Origin of the sequence: Neisseria sp. DTU_2021_1001991_1_SI_NGA_ILE_055 (genome assembly GCF_032342915.1) — a bacterium.
Lineage (GTDB): Bacteria > Pseudomonadota > Gammaproteobacteria > Burkholderiales > Neisseriaceae > Neisseria.
In genome coordinates, this window is the sequence record NZ_CP135440.1 from 1,033,167 (window position 1) to 1,051,039 (window position 17,873).

The 17,873-nt window shown below is 47.9% G+C and carries 12 protein-coding genes and 3 pseudogenes; 3 read left to right on the top strand and 12 right to left on the bottom strand.

Annotation, left to right across the window (positions count from 1 at the left end):
- Nucleotides 1-49 precede the first annotated feature (49 nt).
- The 12 genes and pseudogenes from RRV97_RS04835 to RRV97_RS04890 form a co-directional block, all read right to left on the bottom strand.
- Nucleotides 50-2,164, bottom strand: a complete 2,115-nt coding sequence (locus tag RRV97_RS04835; RefSeq protein ID WP_315612136.1) for an ATP-binding cassette domain-containing protein — start codon at nt 2,162-2,164, stop codon at nt 50-52.
- Nucleotides 2,157-3,233, bottom strand: a complete 1,077-nt coding sequence (locus RRV97_RS04840; protein WP_315612137.1) for a ThiF family adenylyltransferase — start codon at nt 3,231-3,233, stop codon at nt 2,157-2,159. The genes RRV97_RS04835 and RRV97_RS04840 overlap by 8 nt, the downstream gene beginning before the upstream one ends.
- The gene (locus RRV97_RS04845; protein ID WP_070849699.1) at nt 3,226-4,368 is read right to left on the bottom strand and encodes a HesA/MoeB/ThiF family protein; all 1,143 of its coding nucleotides are present in this window, start codon (nt 4,366-4,368) and stop codon (nt 3,226-3,228) included. Before RRV97_RS04845 ends, RRV97_RS04840 begins: the two co-directional genes overlap by 8 nt.
- Before the next feature lie 48 nt (nt 4,369-4,416).
- Nucleotides 4,417-4,605, bottom strand: coding sequence for a hypothetical protein (locus tag RRV97_RS04850; protein ID WP_080614082.1), 189 nt, complete (start codon nt 4,603-4,605; stop codon nt 4,417-4,419).
- Nucleotides 4,606-5,384: 779 nt separating this feature from the next.
- A pseudogene (locus RRV97_RS04855) lies at nt 5,385-6,322 on the bottom strand (NAD(P)/FAD-dependent oxidoreductase).
- Between the two features lie 192 nt (nt 6,323-6,514).
- Nucleotides 6,515-7,670 (bottom strand): annotated as a pseudogene (locus RRV97_RS04860) (efflux RND transporter periplasmic adaptor subunit).
- A gap of 86 nt (nt 7,671-7,756) precedes the next feature.
- A complete protein-coding gene (locus RRV97_RS04865) occupies nt 7,757-9,418 on the bottom strand; it encodes an MFS transporter (protein ID WP_315612138.1) in 1,662 nt (553 codons plus the stop codon).
- 268 nt (nt 9,419-9,686) lie between these two features.
- Entirely contained in the window at nt 9,687-11,117 is a 1,431-nt protein-coding gene (locus tag RRV97_RS04870) for an efflux transporter outer membrane subunit (protein ID WP_315612139.1), read from the bottom strand.
- Between the two features lie 231 nt (nt 11,118-11,348).
- Nucleotides 11,349-12,343 (bottom strand): annotated as a pseudogene (locus RRV97_RS04875) (IS5 family transposase).
- A 162-nt stretch (nt 12,344-12,505) separates the two neighbouring features.
- A complete protein-coding gene (locus tag RRV97_RS04880; protein ID WP_049323447.1) occupies nt 12,506-13,033 on the bottom strand; it encodes a single-stranded DNA-binding protein in 528 nt (175 codons plus the stop codon).
- A gap of 1 nt (nt 13,034) precedes the next feature.
- Nucleotides 13,035-14,417 (bottom strand): MFS transporter, encoded by a 1,383-nt coding sequence (locus RRV97_RS04885; RefSeq protein ID WP_315612140.1) that lies wholly within the window; start codon nt 14,415-14,417, stop codon nt 13,035-13,037.
- A 114-nt stretch (nt 14,418-14,531) separates the two neighbouring features.
- Nucleotides 14,532-15,155: a lytic transglycosylase domain-containing protein gene (locus tag RRV97_RS04890; RefSeq protein WP_315612141.1), complete on the bottom strand. Its 624-nt coding sequence runs from the start codon at nt 15,153-15,155 to the stop codon at nt 14,532-14,534.
- A gap of 173 nt (nt 15,156-15,328) precedes the next feature.
- Between RRV97_RS04890 and ppx the strand changes: the two genes are divergently transcribed.
- The 3 genes from ppx (at nt 15,329) to RRV97_RS04905 (ending at nt 17,831) form a co-directional block, all read left to right on the top strand.
- Entirely contained in the window at nt 15,329-16,837 is a 1,509-nt protein-coding gene (gene ppx / locus RRV97_RS04895) for an exopolyphosphatase (RefSeq protein WP_049323450.1), read from the top strand.
- Between the two features lie 87 nt (nt 16,838-16,924).
- Nucleotides 16,925-17,296, top strand: a complete 372-nt coding sequence (rbfA, locus tag RRV97_RS04900) for a 30S ribosome-binding factor RbfA (RefSeq protein ID WP_003685554.1) — start codon at nt 16,925-16,927, stop codon at nt 17,294-17,296.
- Nucleotides 17,297-17,306: 10 nt separating this feature from the next.
- The gene (locus tag RRV97_RS04905) at nt 17,307-17,831 is read left to right on the top strand and encodes a hypothetical protein (RefSeq protein WP_315612142.1); all 525 of its coding nucleotides are present in this window, start codon (nt 17,307-17,309) and stop codon (nt 17,829-17,831) included.
- Nucleotides 17,832-17,873: the final 42 nt, after the last annotated feature.

Here is a 17,873-nt window from a genome sequence, read left to right on the forward strand (position 1 = left end):
GTAGAAAAATTTATTAAAACCTCATCTAAATTAATTTTAAATTATTTAATTATAAGAATTCTTGTGAAACAATATTTCCTCCTTCAACTCCTGCAGAAGGCCCTACTTTTACCTCATAATCTGCATAACGAATAACTTCAGAACGATGTTCGATCAAGATAACACTAGAGAATAAATCTGATCGTTTCCGAATAAAAGCAGCAACTTTATCTGCTGTTTCTGGATCTAAGCCTGCTGCTGGTTCATCAATAATCAAAATTTTCTTTGTCTCTTTCTGACGCGCAAGATGTTCACACAATTTCAAACGGCGGATCTCACCACCTGATAATGTTTGAGTTTTGCGAGAAAGTGTTAAATGTCCCAAGCCTAACTCATTAACTGTTGTGAGTATTTGTACAAAGCTTCCCAGTGATTTGGGTAACAAAGATAAAAGTTCGCTGATCTCAGTCTGATAAAAATCTAAAATAGACAATCCATCTACTTTTTGATAAATTGCTAAATTTTGCTCATTAAACAAATGTCCATTACACTGATGGCAGTTTAGATATAGATCCTTATCAAATCCTCTTTCATATTTAATAACCCCAATACCGTGACAAATTTTACAACCTGCATTTTTATGCAAGAGAAATTCATCTTCATGTAAACCAGTCTGCTTAGCAAAGTATTCAGCGATGATTTTATTAACCTTCAAGGTAGAAGCTAATACTGAACGTGCAGAGAACTGGCTATTTTTTTGTGTAATATAAATTGCTTTTTGATTAATTTCAATCCATTTTGCTAAGCTAGATTTACCACTTCCCGATACACCCGTAAACACAGTAATAGATTTCTTAGGAATATTTACTGCTTGATTATGTAAATTATGCTTATTTATCCCAGTAAATTTGAAAAAATCCCTAGTTTTTCTATGTTTAATAGAATTATTAGAAGCACAAATATTCTCTTTTTCACAAAGATAACCACCTTGGCTACCTGCGAATCTCCCAATATGAATCTGATAATCCGCTTTTTCAATAAAATAACAATTATGCTCAACTAACACCACAGTATTTTTTTCAGTAAGCTGTTTCAGTTTACACCAAATAATTGGGTATGCCTCATCACTTAATTGAGATGAAATTTCATCAATCACAATTAGTACCCCTGAAATCTCTGAATTTAAAATACGGCTAAATTTTAATTTTTGCAATTCACCACCAGATAAAGATGGAATAGCACGAGATAGATTCAAATAACCTAATCCCATTTCACAAATACTATCTAATACGCGGTGCAAATGAGAGAACTCGGCTTGATGTTTCAACTTATTTTCTAACTCACTAATAGGTAAGCGTAAAAAATCGATAAAATCAATATTTGCTACTTTTTGATCCTTATAAACTGTTCGATCTACCCTGCTTCCTAAGCAATAAGGACAAACCCTCATCTCTACACAATCAGCCATCGTATTTGAACTCAATTTAGATTCCGCACAGAGCATTACACCTTGATAATATATCTTTCTTTGCTTATATTTACCATTATGCTTAAAACGCACAACTAATTTTTCTTTACTTGTAGCATAAAGCAACTTATTTTTTTCATCCTCTGAAAGCAGATAATATGGTTTATTTATTGAGATAAATTCAGCTTCGCAATAGGCAATCATTAATTTGTAATATAACTCTGATAGATATCCTTTTTGCCATATTTTAAATGGATTTTCTTCAAGTGTTTTCTGCTCATCAATTAAATTAGTATCTATAACTTCAGCTGTTTCACCTAAACCGTTACAATATTTGCATTCATTTTGTGGTTTATTGAGTTTAAGTAACGTATATGGAAATAGATTATCTTTCTTAACTGCAGAAATGATCTGTGCCATATTTAAAAATGAATAAAGTGTAGAACGTGGATTATTATTTTTATTGGTTTGATTAATCGCAATACTGGGAATAATGCCACTATATCCATCAAGCTGATAATCTTCGTTATCACTAAAACCATTTTCCATTGCTTCAAATTCATCAGCACAAAGTTTATGTAGTGTAGAAAAAGCTAATGAACTTTTCCCTGCTCCAGAACGCCCATAAATTACTGTAATTTTCTTTTTAGGAATCGATACAGAAATGTTTTTCAGATTATGAGTTCGTACCTGATAAAGTTCAATATTATTATTCATTACCACACCATTTACACTTTTTTGAACGGTTTACTTGCATAACAGAAAATTTATGCGAAGCTGAGTTAAATTCTATTCTCTTATTAGCTTGTTGTAGTTTATCTAATCTACCAATTAACAACTTAAATGCATCTAATACAGCTAAATTCGATGCTATACCTGATAATGGTGCAAATGAACCTAATTTTCTATTTTCTCTGTGTAGTTTTTTCACATTCCGTAAACTAGTATCATTTAACTCTTTCAAAAATAGATTAAAGCATTCGAAACAAGCTGTTTGAAATGGAATAATTGTTTGACCAATTAATGTTAAATGTAAATTATAACCACCTCCAATAATATGAGGAATACGCTTCTCCATCGCATACTCCGCCACAATACGGCTGGTTTTATCTACATTTGGTTCATCTGCACAATTAATAATTAGATCTAAATGTGCAGGCATTTCATATTTTTTAAAAAAGTCTTCAGTTAGAAAATCGTCAATAATCTCAATATGACAATCAGGATTTATAGCTAAAATTTCTTGCTGTAAAACTTTAGATTTTAGCTTACCTATTTGTTCTTCAAAATAATACTGTCGGTGTAAATTACTCTCATCAACACAATCTTTATCTACAAAAATCAAGTTAGAAACACCAAATTGTACTAATTGCATTGCAATAAAGCTTCCTACTGCACCTAAACCAATGATCAGTACAGTTTTATTAGCCAAATCTTTTACTTTAGCCATTACTTCACTTGTTGAATGACAATAGTCCTCCAGCAAATTTAACAAACGAATTTTATTTGTAACAAAATCTAATGGATATGGTACATCTTGATGAATTAAAATATGTTCTTTATGTAAATATTCTAATAATTTTTCTAATTGAGCTATATTGCTAATTTGATACTTTTCACAAACCTGTTGTATGCTTGTATTACCATCAAAACATTGTAACAATGTTACAATTTGAGGGTTATTCATTTTCAATATGATACTTTCTCGCGTATTTGATTTAAAAAAATCAATGTATTGTTCCATAGTAACAATACCTATTGAACGACGTAAACGCAAATTATCCATTACACAATCCACAAAAATTAGTTTGCTTAACCATTTCAAATACCGTCATTTCACCCTTATCAATTAAATACTCATATCGCTCTGTTTTATAATCAAAATTATCATCGCCAACCAAGAACTGAATAATTCTCAGACAACTCAAATTAGCAGAAAAAAGTGACATAGCTGACAATCCACCTGCTCCACCAATATCCCAAAGCTGTTCTTGACTTATTGAAATATTATTTATTTCTTTTATTAATATCTCAGGTTTTTCTACTTTAGTATAAGTAGGTTTCCAATTGGTTAACGCTTTTTGGAAGGTTTGCTGACAACAATCAATACAAGGGGTATATGGTGAAAAAACCAGTTCTCCCGAACTCATTAGATGTGCATCAAATCCCCCCATTACATACATTGGAATATTTTTCTTTTGTAAAAAACGTCCAATTTTTAAAGAAGTATGTCCAATATAGGGTTCATCACAACCATTAATCACTAAATCAACATCATCTGTGATCCAATTATTCAAATCAGTTTGTGGCAATAACTTTTCATGAAAAATTTTTGTTTGAATTTTGTAATTTATACGTTTTAAATAATCAGCTAATATATCTGTTTTATAATTACCAATCTGATTCAAACGACAAAATAAATGACGAAGGAGATCTGATTGACGAACTTTTCTATCATCAATAAGCGTAAATTTTTCTACTCCTGCTCGAGCTAAAATTTCTGCCATAGCACCAGTAACGGCCCCACAACCGATGATCACAATATGCTTATTCTGCAATTTTTGCTGTGATTCATTCCCGCTCTGATTCAATACCATATCATCAAAATAAGCAATTTGGCGGGAATAACGAGAATTTTCAATTGCATTATTATCTATTTCACAAATAAGGTGCTTAGATCGTAAAAAATCTAATAGTTTAACTGCTTGTCCAATATCAAAATGCCCTAAAGTATTTAGAATTTCTAATGTCGTTTGTTTTCCATTCAAGCAAGCTAAAAACATAGCCACATCACGATGAGTTGTGATTTCTAAACGTTCTCGCGTAGTCATTCTACTAAAAGTAACTATAACTTTATCATTTTCCAATTCCGAAATATAAACATCTAGAGTATCTTGTAATTTAAATTTTTTATTTAGCATAATAATTTTAGCAAAAAGCCCTGTTTAAAACAGGGCACATAAAGTTGTTTAGTATTGCAATACACCTGCATTAACTTCAAGGTACATATCCCAAGCATCTGTTGATGATGCTTCATTATTGATTCTCGTACATACTCTCGTACAACAATCACTACGCTGTCCAGAACAGCCGTCGGAATATTTTGCCATCGTTGTTGATTGCTGGTTTACTACTTCAAAAGAAAGATCTAAATTCATTTTCTTATCCTTAATGATAAAATTGAAACATCACCTATGTATAATTTCTAATAAACCATACTATTCTAATAATACCATAGAAAATAAAAGAGATGTCAATTTCATAGATACATATTAACAAGAAAAAACTTAATGCTCAGAACGGTTGTTTCTATATAAGGAAAGAATGAAAAAATAAAACTCTAATTATTTCAACTTGTTGCAATCAAATATTGATGACTTTCTTAAAAATACGTAAAAATAACCCCAATAACAGAGTAATTATATCATTATATTTTACAATATTAACGTAAATTTTTACACATTGCTTTCAAGAGCCAACCATTTATGTTCTCTGTTTTACTTTTTGAAAATAAAACAGAGGACTTCTATATTTTGGTGTAAATAATTCTCTTGAATAAATTTCTGTTCTATAGCTATGCTCTATTTTTGAGTTTCAAATGTAGTATGGAGCTATCAAAATTGACAACTCCATAAATAATATTCTTATTCTTTGTTTAATCTAACAAGAAAATGCTTAAATTGTTCTTCGTTGTTATCCAACTTTCCGAAAAATAACTCATCAATTTGCTCAATTAACGGAACAGCTGTTTGTAATATTTCTTCTCCTTTTGAGACCTTTGCAAAATTCCCCAAAATCCCCTAAATGTCTTGGTGGGAATTTAGGGGATTTTGGGGATTTTGGGGAATTTTGCAAAGGTCTCATTTTAAGATAAACAGGTCGGTGTTTGTCGGGCATCAATGCCCGACCTGCAACTGTTTTCAGACGACATCAACACCTATTCAAACGCCAAATCCCCCACCAGTTCCGCCAGCGTGTTCAGCCGCTGTTCCGATTTTTCTACAAACGGGTTTGCCGTATCCCACGCATAGCCCGCGAGAATGGCGGAAATCATGCGGCTGATTTCGGGCGCGCGGTTGGGTGCGTACACCACGTTTTGGAAACGGTTGTCGTACCAGCCGTCCACATAGGTGCGAAAAGCGTTTACGCCCACCATCAGCGGCTCGGCGAACTCGCGCTGCCAGTCTGCCGCTTCGCCTTTGAGCTGGCGGGCAAGCAGGTCAGCGGCGAGTTTGGCGGAATGCAGCGCGATGGTTACGCCCGATGAGAACACGGGGTCAATAAACTCGGCGGCGTTGCCTAACAGCGCGAAATGTTTGCCGTGCAGGGCTTTAACATTGGCGGAATAGCCTTGGATGCTGCGGTAGGGGAAGCCGTTTTCCCATTCGGAATGTTTAAAAAATTCAACCAGATTGGGGCATTCTGCCACTATTTGTTTCAACACGGCTTCGGAATCGCCCGCCAGTTTGTCGGGTGTGCCGACCACGCCGAGCGAGCAGGTATTGTCGCCGAAAGGGATTGTCCAAAACCATACGTCGCGGTGCTGCGGGTGGGTGGTAATCAGGATTTTGTTGCGGTCAAAATCGGCTTCGGCGGCGATGTTGTCGGTGATGCGCGTGAAATGCGCCATGTGAACGCTGCGCCGTTTTTAAACTGAAAGCCTTTCTCGGCGCGCACGGCATCGGCAAAACCGGCTTCTTCCAGCATTTCCATGCAGTGCGGCAGCAGGCTCTCGCCAATCACAAAGCGCGGAAAATGCTGTTTTTCCAGCGCGCATACTTTGAAGCCCTGTTTGTTAAGCAGGGCGGAGGCAACCGAGCCTGACGGGCCTACGCCGATGACGGCAACGTCAAATTGGGTGTAGGACTTTCGCAGATAAATGGTTTGGCATAAAGGCGTAATTATAGAATTTTACATGGCAGCCTGAAAATGGGGGAATGGAGTTTGAGGCTGCTTTTTGTTGAGTGGGTTGGGCAATTGATGCACGGATAATGCCCGATTTGCTTTACTTCAATAAAAAAAGCAGTCTGAAAGGCCGTCTGAAAACTTTTCAGACGACCTTTTACCTTACTTCGTAGCAATGTTCACTTCCGCCGACATCCCCGGCGCGAGGCGTTCCAAATCCTGTTGCCCTGCGTCAAATACGATTTTTACGGCGATGCGTTGGGCGATTTTGACGAAGTTGCCCGTGCCGCTGTCGGCTTTAATCAGGCTGAATTCGGAAGCGGTGGCGGGCGAGATTTCGGCGACTTTGCCGCTGAACGCCTTGCCGCCGAGTGCGTCGATACTCACGCTGGCACTCTGCCCGATTTTCACGTTGGCCATATCGGTTTCTTTGATGTTGGCGATGATCCAGCGTTCGGGCGGCACGACGGACATCAGCTGCGTGCCCGCGCTCACAAGCTGCCCTTGTTTTACGCTGACTTCGCCGAGTTTGCCGCTGGCGGGCGCGTAAATCACAGTATGCCCCAAATCCTGTTTTGCCAAGTCCAGCAGGGCTTGCGCGTTGGCGATGCCCGCCTGTGCGCCCTCGCGCCCTACGCCCGTGTTGATGATGTTCTGCTGCGCCACGGCGTATTGCTCCTGCGCCTGTTTCAGGCCCGCTTCGGCTTGTTTAACGGCGGTTTGCGCGGCATCGCGGCTGCTTTGCGACACGGCATCGGCACTCACCGCCTGTATGCGCTGCCATTCGCGGCGGGCGCGGTCAAGCTGGGCGCGGGCGTTGTCAATCGCGGCTTGGTTGGCTTTGGAGACGGCGAGGGCGGAGGCTTTGTCCTGCGCGGTTTTGTTCAACGCCGCCTGCTGCCCCGCCAGCCCAGCTTCGGCTTGGGCGACTTTGGCGCGGTAGGGCGCGGGGTCGATTTCCACTAGCGGCTGCCCTGCTTTTACGTTGTCAAAATCGCGCACCAGCCACTTTCTGCACATAGCCGCCCACGCGCGGGCTGACGGCGGTTACGCTGCCGCGCACATAGGCGTTGTTGGTGTAAACCTCGCCCATGCCGAAGGGCGGCAGGCGGAAGGCATACAGGGCAAGCACCACGCCGATTGCGCTGGCGGCGAGTATGCCGATGCTGCCGAAACGGTGTTTTTCAGGCTGCCATTGGGCGGGCTCTTGCGGCTCGGACGGGGTTTCAGACGACGTTTCAGGCTGCATCTCGGGCTGCGGCACGGCGGTTTTTTGGGATTTGGTGTCGGGTTGTTCGGGGGTGTCGGGTTGGGACATTTTTTTCTTTCCGTTGATTTGGGGGTTGATTCGGTTAATGGGTTGGTGCGGTGGTTTTCAGGCTGCCTTTAATGCCGTCTGACACACTATTTCCCCAACGCCGCAAACACTTTCGCCTTCTCCGCCGCCAGAATATCAATCTTGTAATAACGGCGGTACAGCCACAGGGCGACGGCGACGAGGGTCGATACCGCCGCCATCGCCGCCAGCAGCGCGAACAGGTCGCTGTATGCCGCCACCGACACTTCTTTGCCCGCCTGCGCGGTGATTTGCGAGACGGCGCGGCCTTGCAGCAGCACCGGGTCGGAGAGGGTGGCGGAGAGGGCGGCGGCGTTGCGCTGGATGTCGGCGGCGAGCGCGGGGTTGGAGAGGGTCAGGTTTTGCGCGATGGCGGCGAGGTGGTCGCGGGTGCGGTAAGTTAAAAACGCGCTGAATGCCGCCGCACCTGCTAGCCCGCCGAGGGTTTGCGACAGGCCGAACACGGCGGAGAAGCTCATTATGTGGTCGGGGCTTTTCGCCAGCGCGCGCAGTACGCCTTCAAGCATCATCGGCCCCATAAACAGCAGCGAGGCAAAGGCAACGATAAACTGGCTGAAATAAAGTTGCGCGGGGCGGGTCTGCATGCCCACGCCGATTTCCAGCCACGCACCGATGGCGAAACAGGCGAGCGCAACCATCACGGGGCGGCGGATGTCGTTGATATCCAGCAAAATCAGGCTGCCGACCACACCCGCCAGCATTCCGCCCGCAACAATCAGGTAAAACGTGCTCATCTGCGCGCTGCCCACGCCCACCGCGCCCATCAGCCCCGCCGCGCCGACGGTCTGCTCCGAGGTCAAGAGCCGCGCCATCGTGCCCATCACGGCGAAGATGAGGATTTGCGGCACGGTCATCCAGTGCCAGTCCAGCATCGGCTTGTGCCGCGTCGATTCGATGTACAACGCCAGCCCCGTCAGCCCCACTCCGCCCGCGAGCAGCCAGCCGAGCCACTGCGTCGTCCACCACACCGTGCGCCCCTGCACGAGAAAGGCGCACAACAGCGCGATGCCGGAGGCGAACAGGGTAAAGCTGAGCGCGTCGGTCAGCGTGAACGATTTGCGCACGGTGATGCCGGGCGGCAGCGGCAGGGCGAACAGGCAGGCGGTGCAGGCGAGCGCGAGGGTAGCCTGAAAGGCGAACACGCCGTTGAGGTTGCCGTCGCCATACAGCAGCGGTACGAGGCTCTGCGCCAGCGGCGTGCCGACCTGCATCAGACCCAGCCCGAACACCAGCCCGACCAGCTTTTTCGTGCCGGTAAAGCCCTGCATCATGTAGTAAATCGACAGCACCAGCAGGCCACTGGCGGCGATGGCGGCGGCAACACACGCGATGAGTTGCACTTCGTAATGGTGATAAACCAGTTGCAGTAGGCTGGCGGCAAGCTGGGCGAACAGGGTGATGCGGACGAAGCGTTGCAGGCCATACGCCTTGCGGACTTTGAAAAAGAGGACGCTCATGCAGGCGTAAGCCATGAAATACGCCGCCTGAATCCAGCCGCCCTGCTGCAAATCGAGCGACAAATCGCCGCGCAGCTGCGGCAGCGAGGCGGTGAGCAGCCCGTTTTGGAAGCCCGACGACAGCGCGAGTAATAAACCGATGGCAAGATACGCGAGTCGCCGCTTTTTCGGATGCTCGGGCAAGGCGGGCGAACCCGGCATAAAGGGCATTTCATGCGGCTTGAAGGTGTAGCCGCCGGATTGCAGGGGCATGGGGAGTCCTTATGGGTAGGTCGGGTAGGGATGCCCGACTAGCTTGCTGGTTTTCAGGTAGCCTTTGCGTTTCAGGCTGCCTCAAACTTTCGTCATTCCCGCGCAGGCGGGAATCTTGTTCGGGTTTCGGCGGCAGTGGTTTTTGCTGCCTTTTGATGCGGCTCAACCAAGATTCCCGCCTGCGCGGGAATGACAGCAAAATTTTGTTTCAGAAGACATTTAGGATTTTAGCTTCGCAGAAACTCGCGTTGCTCGTTTTCAGGCTGCCTTATTTGTCCGCCGCAAAACCTCCGCCAAAGGCGGTATTTAACGCCAGCCACGCGGTAAACAGCTTCGCCTGTGCCTGCGCCAGTTGCGCTTCGTTTTGCAGGGTTTCGTCCTGCGCGGCGAGCCAGTCAAGCTTGTTGTCCAACCCCGCGCGGTAGCGGCTTTGCGCGGCGGCGGCGTTTTTGCGGGCCAGCGCGGTCATCTCGGTTTGGTCGCGCACGGCTGCGGCAGCGGTTTCGTATTGCGTCAGCGCATCTGCCGCCTCGCGCAGGGCGGTGTAAACGTTTTTGTTGTAACGCGCCGCCTGCTCGTCAAACTCGGCTTCCTTGCGCGACAGGTTCGCCCGCAATGCGCCAGAGGTGAAAATCGGCAGGCTCACGCTGGGCAGCAGTCCGGCGAGAAATGACGACGAATGCGGCAGGTTGCCGATTTCCACATTGGACAAGCCGGCCAGCGCCTTGATGGTAATGTTCGGATAAAACTCGGTTTTCGCGCTGGCAACCAGATGGCGGCGGGCGGTCAGTGCCTCGCGCTGCGCCGCCAAATCGGGGCGTTTGCCGAGCAAATCGGCGGTGAGCTGCGACACGGGCGGTGCGGGGGTGGTGGTAGCGGGATTGGGCGTGAAAGTGTCCAACGCCTGCGCCGGTTGTCCTGTCAGCGCGGCAAGCGCGTGGCGCACTTGGGCAATATTGCCGTCCAAATCTGACAAGGCAGCCTGAAAACGGCTGTTGCCCTGTTGCACGGCATAGAGTTTGCTCGGTGCAAGTTGTCCTGCGCGAATCAGCTCGCGCACCACCTGCTCGCGTTCGCGATTCAACTGCGCCCGCTGCGCCACGCGCTGCCGCGTTTCCAGCAGCAACTGCCATTGGCGGTAATACGTCGCCACGCCCTGCGCCAGCAGTAGCCGCGTCTGCGCGATTTCGTATTCCACGGCGCGTTGCTGCCCCAGCGCAGCTTCCAGCTGGTGCTTGTATTTGCCGAACACATCGGGCGACCATTGCCCTTGCAGTTGCAGCGATTCATAGGTGATATTGGTGCCGTGGTCGCCCAGCAGCCGCTTTTCCAAATCGCTGATGAGTTCGGGCTTCTCGCGCTCGTTTACGCCGTCGCGGTGCAGCAGTGCGCCGCTCAGCCCCAATCCAATCTTCACGCCGCGCTGCGAATCCGCCAAATCCGCCCCCGCCTGCGCCTGCCGCAAGCGCGCCTGTGCCGCCGCCAAATCGGGCGAACGCGCGAGGGCGGTGTCAATCAGGCCGTCGAGCTTGGCATCGTTGAGCGCACGCCACCATTGCGGCGCAATCGGCGGCTGCGAGCTGGCGGGCAGACCGAGCGTTTCGGCGGTTTCCACGGCGGCGGGGGTGTGCTTGGGATGAGTGGCGCAGCCCGAAAACAGCGCGGCACAGAGGAAAAATAAAGGGAAGCGTTTGAACATTTTGAAATATATATAAACAGGAATCGGGATGATTATAACGAAAAACGTATCGGGCGGGGTTGGAAAACTTCAACGCAAAAGGCAGAGACCTTTGCAAAATTTCTTTTCCTCCAACAACCGAAACCCAAAAACAGGTTTTCGGCTGTTTTCTCACCCAATCACTCCTAATTTTACCCAAATACCCCCTTAATCCTCCCCAGATACCTGATAATCAGGCATCCGGGCCGCCTTTTAGGCGGCAACAGGCGCACTTAGCCTGTTGGCCGCTTTCAACAGGTTTAAACACATCGCCTTCAGATGGCTTTGCGCACTCACTTTGAGCAGACCAAAATAGACTGCCCGGGCGTAGCAGAATTTACGGTGCAGCGTACCGAAGCTCTGTTCGACCACATAACGGGTTTTCGATAAATACCGGTTACGCTTCGTTTGATTTTCCGTCAGCGGACGGTTGCGGTGGGCTTTGCGCATAATGCCGTCCAACAACCGATGCTCTTTCAGATGTTGCCGGTTTTCCTTACTGTCGTAGCCTTTGTCGGCATAGACGGTCGTGCCTTCCAACAAAGGGGACAGAGGTTGCACTCATGGGTATTGGCAGGGGTGATGTGCAATTTTTCAATATAGCCTTCCTCATCGGTACGGGTATGTTGTTTATACCCGAGTTTGTAGAGGCCGTTTTTCTTTATCCAACGGGCATCGCTGTCTTTACTCGGTGTGGTTTGGCCGCTGACTTGTCCTTCCTCATCGACTTCTATGGCCTGACGCTGTTTGCTGCCGGCGGTCTGAATAATGGTGGCGTCAATGACGGCGGCGGATGCCTTCTCTACTTTTAAGCCTTTTTCGGTCAGTTGGCGGTTAATCAGTTCCAGCAGTTCGGACAGGGTGTCGTCTTGCGCCAGCCGGTTGTGGTAGCGGCATAAGGTGCTGTAATCGGGGATGCTCAGTTCGTCAAAACGGCAAAACAGGTTAAAATCGATGCGGGTGATGAGGCTGTGTTCGAGTTCGGGATCGGAGAGACTGTGCCATTGTCCGAGCAGGACGGCTTTGAACATGGACAACAGGGGATAGGCGGGACGGCCGCGGTGGTCTCGGAGGTAACGGGTTTTTTGACGATTCAGGTATTGTTCGATCGGTTGCCAATCAATCACCTGATCCAACTTCAATAGTGGGAAGCGGTCGATGTGTTTGGCAATCATGGCTTGTGCGGTTTGCCGGAAGAAGGTGCTCATGGGAAATACCCTAAATGTCTTGATGGGAATTTAGGGGATTTTGGGGAATTTTGCAAAGGTCTCTGACCGTCAGCGGCTCGGTACAAATGTAGGATTTTCTTTTAAATCATTTTAAAGGCCGTCTGAAGTCTATTTTTCAGACGGCCTTTTATTATTTCGTCATTAGAACGGAATATCGTCGTCGATATCTTCAACCGGAGCGGTCGGTTGTGCCGGTGCAGGACGACGGGCCGGGGCTGCCGGGGGTTCTTGCGCCGGGGCAGATTGGTATTGCTGTTGAGGCGCTTGTTGGTAACTGCTTTGGCTTGAATGACCGCCTTGGTTGTAGCCGTCATCGTATGGTGCGCCGCCGCTGTTGTCGTTGCGGCTGCCGAGCATTTTCATCTCATTGGCGATGATGTCGTAAGCGGTGCGTTCGATGCCGTCTTTGCCTTGGTATTTACGGCTTTGGATACGGCCTTCCAGGTACACTTGGCTGCCTTTACGCAGGTATTGGCCGGCGATTTCTGCGAGTTTGCGGTACATGGTGATGTTGTGCCATTCGGTACGTTCTACGCGTTGGCCGTTGCGGTCGTTCCAAGTTTCGCTGGTGGCAACGCTGAAGTTACAGACGGCCTCGCCGTTGGGCATATAGCGGACTTCCGGGTCGCGGCCGAGACGGCCGATGAGGATAACTTTATTCAATGACATTTTACACTCCTGTGATGATTTTTTCGGCGGCCTCTTGGTCGAATCCTTTTTGCAAGGCCTTGATATAAATGGTTTGTTTGTCTGCGCTGAAGCTGATGCTTTCGACGCCTTCAATTTCGGTCAGTTTTTGGTAGAGCAAATCCGGATTTTGCTGCCATTCGGCGTTAAGCGGATAGCTGAGGTTTTTGACGGGTTTCGGTGCCGGTAAGATGAGTGCCAATACCAGCCACAGCAACATCAATACGCTACAAAAGGTAAAAACGCCTGAAAACCCATATTTTTGGAACAATAAGCCGCCGGTCGCGCCGCCGACAAACAAGCCGACCGACTGTAATGTGTTATACACGCCCATCGCCGTTCCTTTCAAATCGGACGGGGCGATTTTCGATACCATAGACGGCAGGCTGGCTTCCAATACATTGAAACCAATAAAATAAACAATCAAATAGGCGGTAATCAACCATATCGAGTGCATGCCAAACAGCAAACCGATTTGCGCCGTCGCGATGCAAACGATACCGAGGATAAACACTTGCTTGAGCTTGTTGCGCGTTTCACCGACGATAATCAGTGGCACCATAATAATCAGGCCGGTAATGGTTGACGGCAGATAGACTTGCCAGTGATGGATTTTTTCCAAACCCAACTGCGTCATGGCAAACGGCAATGCGGTAAATAAAGCCATTTGCGCCGCATGCAAGGCAAAAATACCGAAGTCGAGATTGAGCAGTTGGCGGTTTTTCAATACCTCGCCCATACGCGAAGGCTGCGCCTGCGTGTCTTCGTGCAGTTTTGACACTTCCGGATCAGGCGTCATCCAAGCAACCACGCCGATACTGATTACCGTCAGAATACCGGTCAGCGCAAACAGGCCGGATACGCCGATAAAGCTGGCAATCATCGGCGCGAGCACCAGGCTGACGGAGAAGGTCAAGCCGATACTCAGGCCGATCATCGCCATCGCACGCGTCCGCACTTCGTTACGGGTCAAATCCGCCAGCAAAGCCGTTACCGCCGCGCTGACTGCGCCCGCGCCTTGAATGGCACGCGCGGCAACCAACATCTGCAGGCTGTCAGCAACTGCGGCCAAAAAACTACCCGCCGCAAACACAATCAAGCCGGCATAAATCACTTTTTTACGACCAAACTTATCGGAAGCCATACCCAAAGGCAGCTGCAGCAAAGCCTGTGTCAGCCCGTAAATACCCATCGCCATACCGACCAGCACTTTATTGTTTTCCGCACCGGGCAACGAAGCGGCATACATCGCCAAAACAGGCAGCACCAAAAACATCCCCAGCATACGCAGTGCGTAAACGCCGGAGAGTGTGGTACTGGCACGCCATTCGTGCGGAAACATTTGAATGCGGTTATCTCTTGCCATAAATAATGTTTCAGACGGCCTTAAATTTGCGAAAGGCCGTCTGAAAGTGTGAATTAACAGATTTTCTGATTATACAGGATTCAAAGGAATTGCATGGGGCAAATCGCAAGCCGCTCAACCCCACTGCCATCTATTCCGCCACGCGCCCAATACGGCATTCGGATATTTGTTGCTGCCCAAGCTGCCGTTAAACCTTGCCAAAGCGCGGACAATATTGCCTTTTTCGATATTGTTGTAATGGCGCAGAATGGTGCAGCCATAGCGCAGATTGGTGCGGATATCGAAAAGGTTGTGCGACGGATTACCGATATAGTTTTTCCAAAACGGCATCACCTGCATCAAACCGCGCGCACCCACGCCGCTGATGGCATATTGGCGAAACGCGCTTTCCACTTCAATCAAACCCAAAATCACTTGAGTATTGAGTCCGGCGCGGCTGCTTTCGTATTGGATATTGATCAGCAGGCGGTGGCGCTCGCCTTCATCGGGAATAAAGCGTGCCAATCGGGAAGACATCGCCGCCAACCAACGCTCCCCTTCCCTTGCATCGGTAAACACCAGCCGAGCAGGACTGGCACTATTGATCGAACTGCGCATCACGGAAGCCACATCATCGGCCAGCGTTTCTTCACGTTGCGCCCCCGCCCATGCGGTCGCAGGCGTCAAAAGCATGGCTCCGCCGACTTGCAACAGACGGCGGCGCGATAAAAATAAGGAATCTTGGTTTTCCGATTTCATGTATTTTCTCTTTTTAGGCCGTCTGAAAAGTTCAGACGGCCTTTGATATATTTGCTTAAAATCAGCATTATAAAATACATCTATGAGCAGAATCAAAGAGCTGTATTCCTTTTATTGTCAAGTGATACCGCCTCAAGTAACATTTAGGTTTTTCTAATCAAGCGGTATTTTTTATGACCACCACTCCCGCCAACGTTTTAGCCTCCGTCGATTTGGGTTCCAACAGTTTCCGCCTGCAAATTTGTGAAAACAACAACGGCCAGCTGAAAGTCATCGACTCCTTCAAACAAATGGTACGCTTTGCTGCCGGCTTGGACGAACAAAAAAACCTGAGCGAAGCCTCTCAAGAACAAGCCTTGGAATGTTTGGCAAAATTTGGCGAACGCCTGCGCGGATTCCAACCTGAAAACGTGCGCGTGGTGGCCACCAATACTTTCCGCGTCGCCAAAAACATCGCCCAATTCCTGCCCCGTGCCGAAGCGGCGCTGGGTTTCCCCATCGAAGTCATTGCCGGCCGCGAAGAAGCGCGTCTGATTTACACCGGCGTAGTGCATACCCTGCCGCCCAAAGGCGACAAAATGCTGGTTATCGACATCGGCGGCGGTTCGACCGAATTTGTCATCGGCTCGGATTTGCAACCGCTGACCACAGAAAGCCTGCCTTTGGGCTGCGTAACGTACAGCATGCGCTTCTTCCAAAACAAAGTGACCGCCAAAGATTTCCAAGCCGCCGTTTCCGCTGCGCGTATCGAAATCCAACGCATCAGCAAACTGATGAAGCGCACCGGTTGGGATTTCGCCATCGGCACGTCCGGTTCGGCCAAATCCATACGCGACGTTTTGGCGGCCGAATTGCCGCAGGAAGCCGACATTACCGCCCAAGGCATGCGTTATCTTGCCGATAGGATTATCGAAGCCGGTTCGGTTAAAAAAGCCAAATTTGAAAACCTCAAACCCGAACGCGTCGAAGTTTTTGCGGGCGGATTGGCCGTGATGATGGCCGCTTTCGACGAACTCTCGCTGACTAAAATGACCGTTACCGAAGCCGCCCTCCGCGACGGCGTGTTCTACGACTTAATCGGCCGCAGCCTCAATGTCGATATGCGCGAGCAGACAACGGCAGAGTTCCAAAAACGCTACCACGTCAGCCTCAACCAAGCCAAACGTGTTGCCGATACCGCGCAAGCCTTCATGAATAGCCTGTGCCACGTCAAAAACGTAACCGTTCAAGAGCTTGCCCTGTGGAACCAATACCTCAGCCGCGCAGGCCGTCTGCATGAAATCGGTTTGGATATTGCCCATACCGGTTATCACAAACACTCCGCCTACATTCTCGAAAACGCCGATATGCCGGGCTTCTCACGCAAAGAGCAAACCATTTTGGCGCAACTGGTTATCGGCCATCGCGGCGACCTCAAGAAAATGGCGGACATTATCGGCGACAACGAAATCATGTGGTGTGCCGTATTGTCCCTGCGTCTGGCCGCCCTCTTCTGCCGCTCGCGCCTGCCGCTCGATTTACCGCCGCAAACCCAGCTTCGCATTGATGAAAGCAACCACAGCTTCATCTTGCGCATCAATGCCCAATGGCTGGAACAACACCCCCTCATCGCCGATGCGCTGGACTACGAAAGCGCGCAATGGCAAAAAATCGATATGCCTTTCTCGGTTCAAGCACAATAAACCGCGCTCCGTTATAATAGGCAGCTGTTCAAAATCCAAACCGCAGGCCGTCTGAAAACGACAGCCTGCCATACATCAAGGAAAACCATGAGAAAACCCCAACGCGGCTACGCCCGCCAAGACCGTGTCAAAGAACAAATCATGCGCGAACTGGCCGAACTCGTCCGCACCGGCCTGAAAGATCCGCGCGCAGGCTTCATCACCATCAACGAAGTCGAAGTTACCCGCGATTACAGCCACGCAACCGTGTTCTACACCGTCCTCGACGACAGCACGCGCGACATCACCGAAGAAGCTTTGGAACACGCCAAAGGCCATTTGCGCAGCGAATTGGCCAAACGCATCAAACTCTTCAAAACGCCCGAGCTGCACTTCAAATACGACGAATCACTCGAACGTGGCATGAGCATTTCCAGCCTGATCGACCAAGTGGCGGCGGAAAAACCGGTTGAAGACTGATACTGCTAGAATGAACAATCTGATTCCCGAACATTTAGCCGCCTATGCACATAGTGATAGCCTGCAAATTGAAGGCGAGCATCGTTGCTTTTCATTATCCTGCCGAGGTAGAAATACATTCTACATCCGTTACTATGGAGAGCCTTTTGATGGATTGATTACCGATACTGACGAGGCTCCGGTAAAAATTGTGGCGGTAGAAGCTGTAAGCGGCAATGAAATTGTATTGTTTGATGGAACGGAACATGGCTATAACGCTATGTTTTGCGACAAATATAGCCCAAATCAAAAGCAAAACAGAATGTTAACTGATTTGGATGAGTATACTTACCAAGTTCTGATTCATCTTTATTACAATATAGACTACGAAGATGAATATGAAGATTTCGTCAATTCTGAAGGACAAGTCCCCTTAATTGATGGCCGCATTATTAGTTTTGACTCATTAAAACGAAATGGCTTTGATGCAATCAGCATTGATATAATTGATGAAAAACACTCTGTTCGTGAATTATTGAATGAAGAATTAAGCTAACACACAGGCCGTCTGAATGCTTTCAGACGGCCTGAACATTAC

Bases quoted from the DNA above. Each gene is read 5' to 3' on its own strand.
- RRV97_RS04850 (WP_080614082.1), bottom strand. From the start codon at position 4,605: ATGAATTTAGATCTTTCTTTTGAAGTAGTAAACCAGCAATCAACAACG.
- RRV97_RS04870 (WP_315612139.1), bottom strand. From the start codon at position 11,117: ATGTTCAAACGCTTCCCTTTATTTTTCCTCTGTGCCGCGCTGTTTTCG.
- RRV97_RS04840 (WP_315612137.1), bottom strand. From the start codon at position 3,233: ATGGATAATTTGCGTTTACGTCGTTCAATAGGTATTGTTACTATGGAA.
- RRV97_RS04905 (WP_315612142.1), top strand. From the start codon at position 17,307: ATGAACAATCTGATTCCCGAACATTTAGCCGCCTATGCACATAGTGAT.
- RRV97_RS04890 (WP_315612141.1), bottom strand. From the start codon at position 15,155: ATGAAATCGGAAAACCAAGATTCCTTATTTTTATCGCGCCGCCGTCTG.
- RRV97_RS04865 (WP_315612138.1), bottom strand. From the start codon at position 9,418: ATGCCCCTGCAATCCGGCGGCTACACCTTCAAGCCGCATGAAATGCCC.
- rbfA (WP_003685554.1), top strand. From the start codon at position 16,925: ATGAGAAAACCCCAACGCGGCTACGCCCGCCAAGACCGTGTCAAAGAA.
- ppx (WP_049323450.1), top strand. From the start codon at position 15,329: ATGACCACCACTCCCGCCAACGTTTTAGCCTCCGTCGATTTGGGTTCC.
- RRV97_RS04835 (WP_315612136.1), bottom strand. From the start codon at position 2,164: ATGAATAATAATATTGAACTTTATCAGGTACGAACTCATAATCTGAAA.
- RRV97_RS04845 (WP_070849699.1), bottom strand. From the start codon at position 4,368: ATGCTAAATAAAAAATTTAAATTACAAGATACTCTAGATGTTTATATT.
- RRV97_RS04885 (WP_315612140.1), bottom strand. From the start codon at position 14,417: ATGGCAAGAGATAACCGCATTCAAATGTTTCCGCACGAATGGCGTGCC.
- RRV97_RS04880 (WP_049323447.1), bottom strand. From the start codon at position 13,033: ATGTCATTGAATAAAGTTATCCTCATCGGCCGTCTCGGCCGCGACCCG.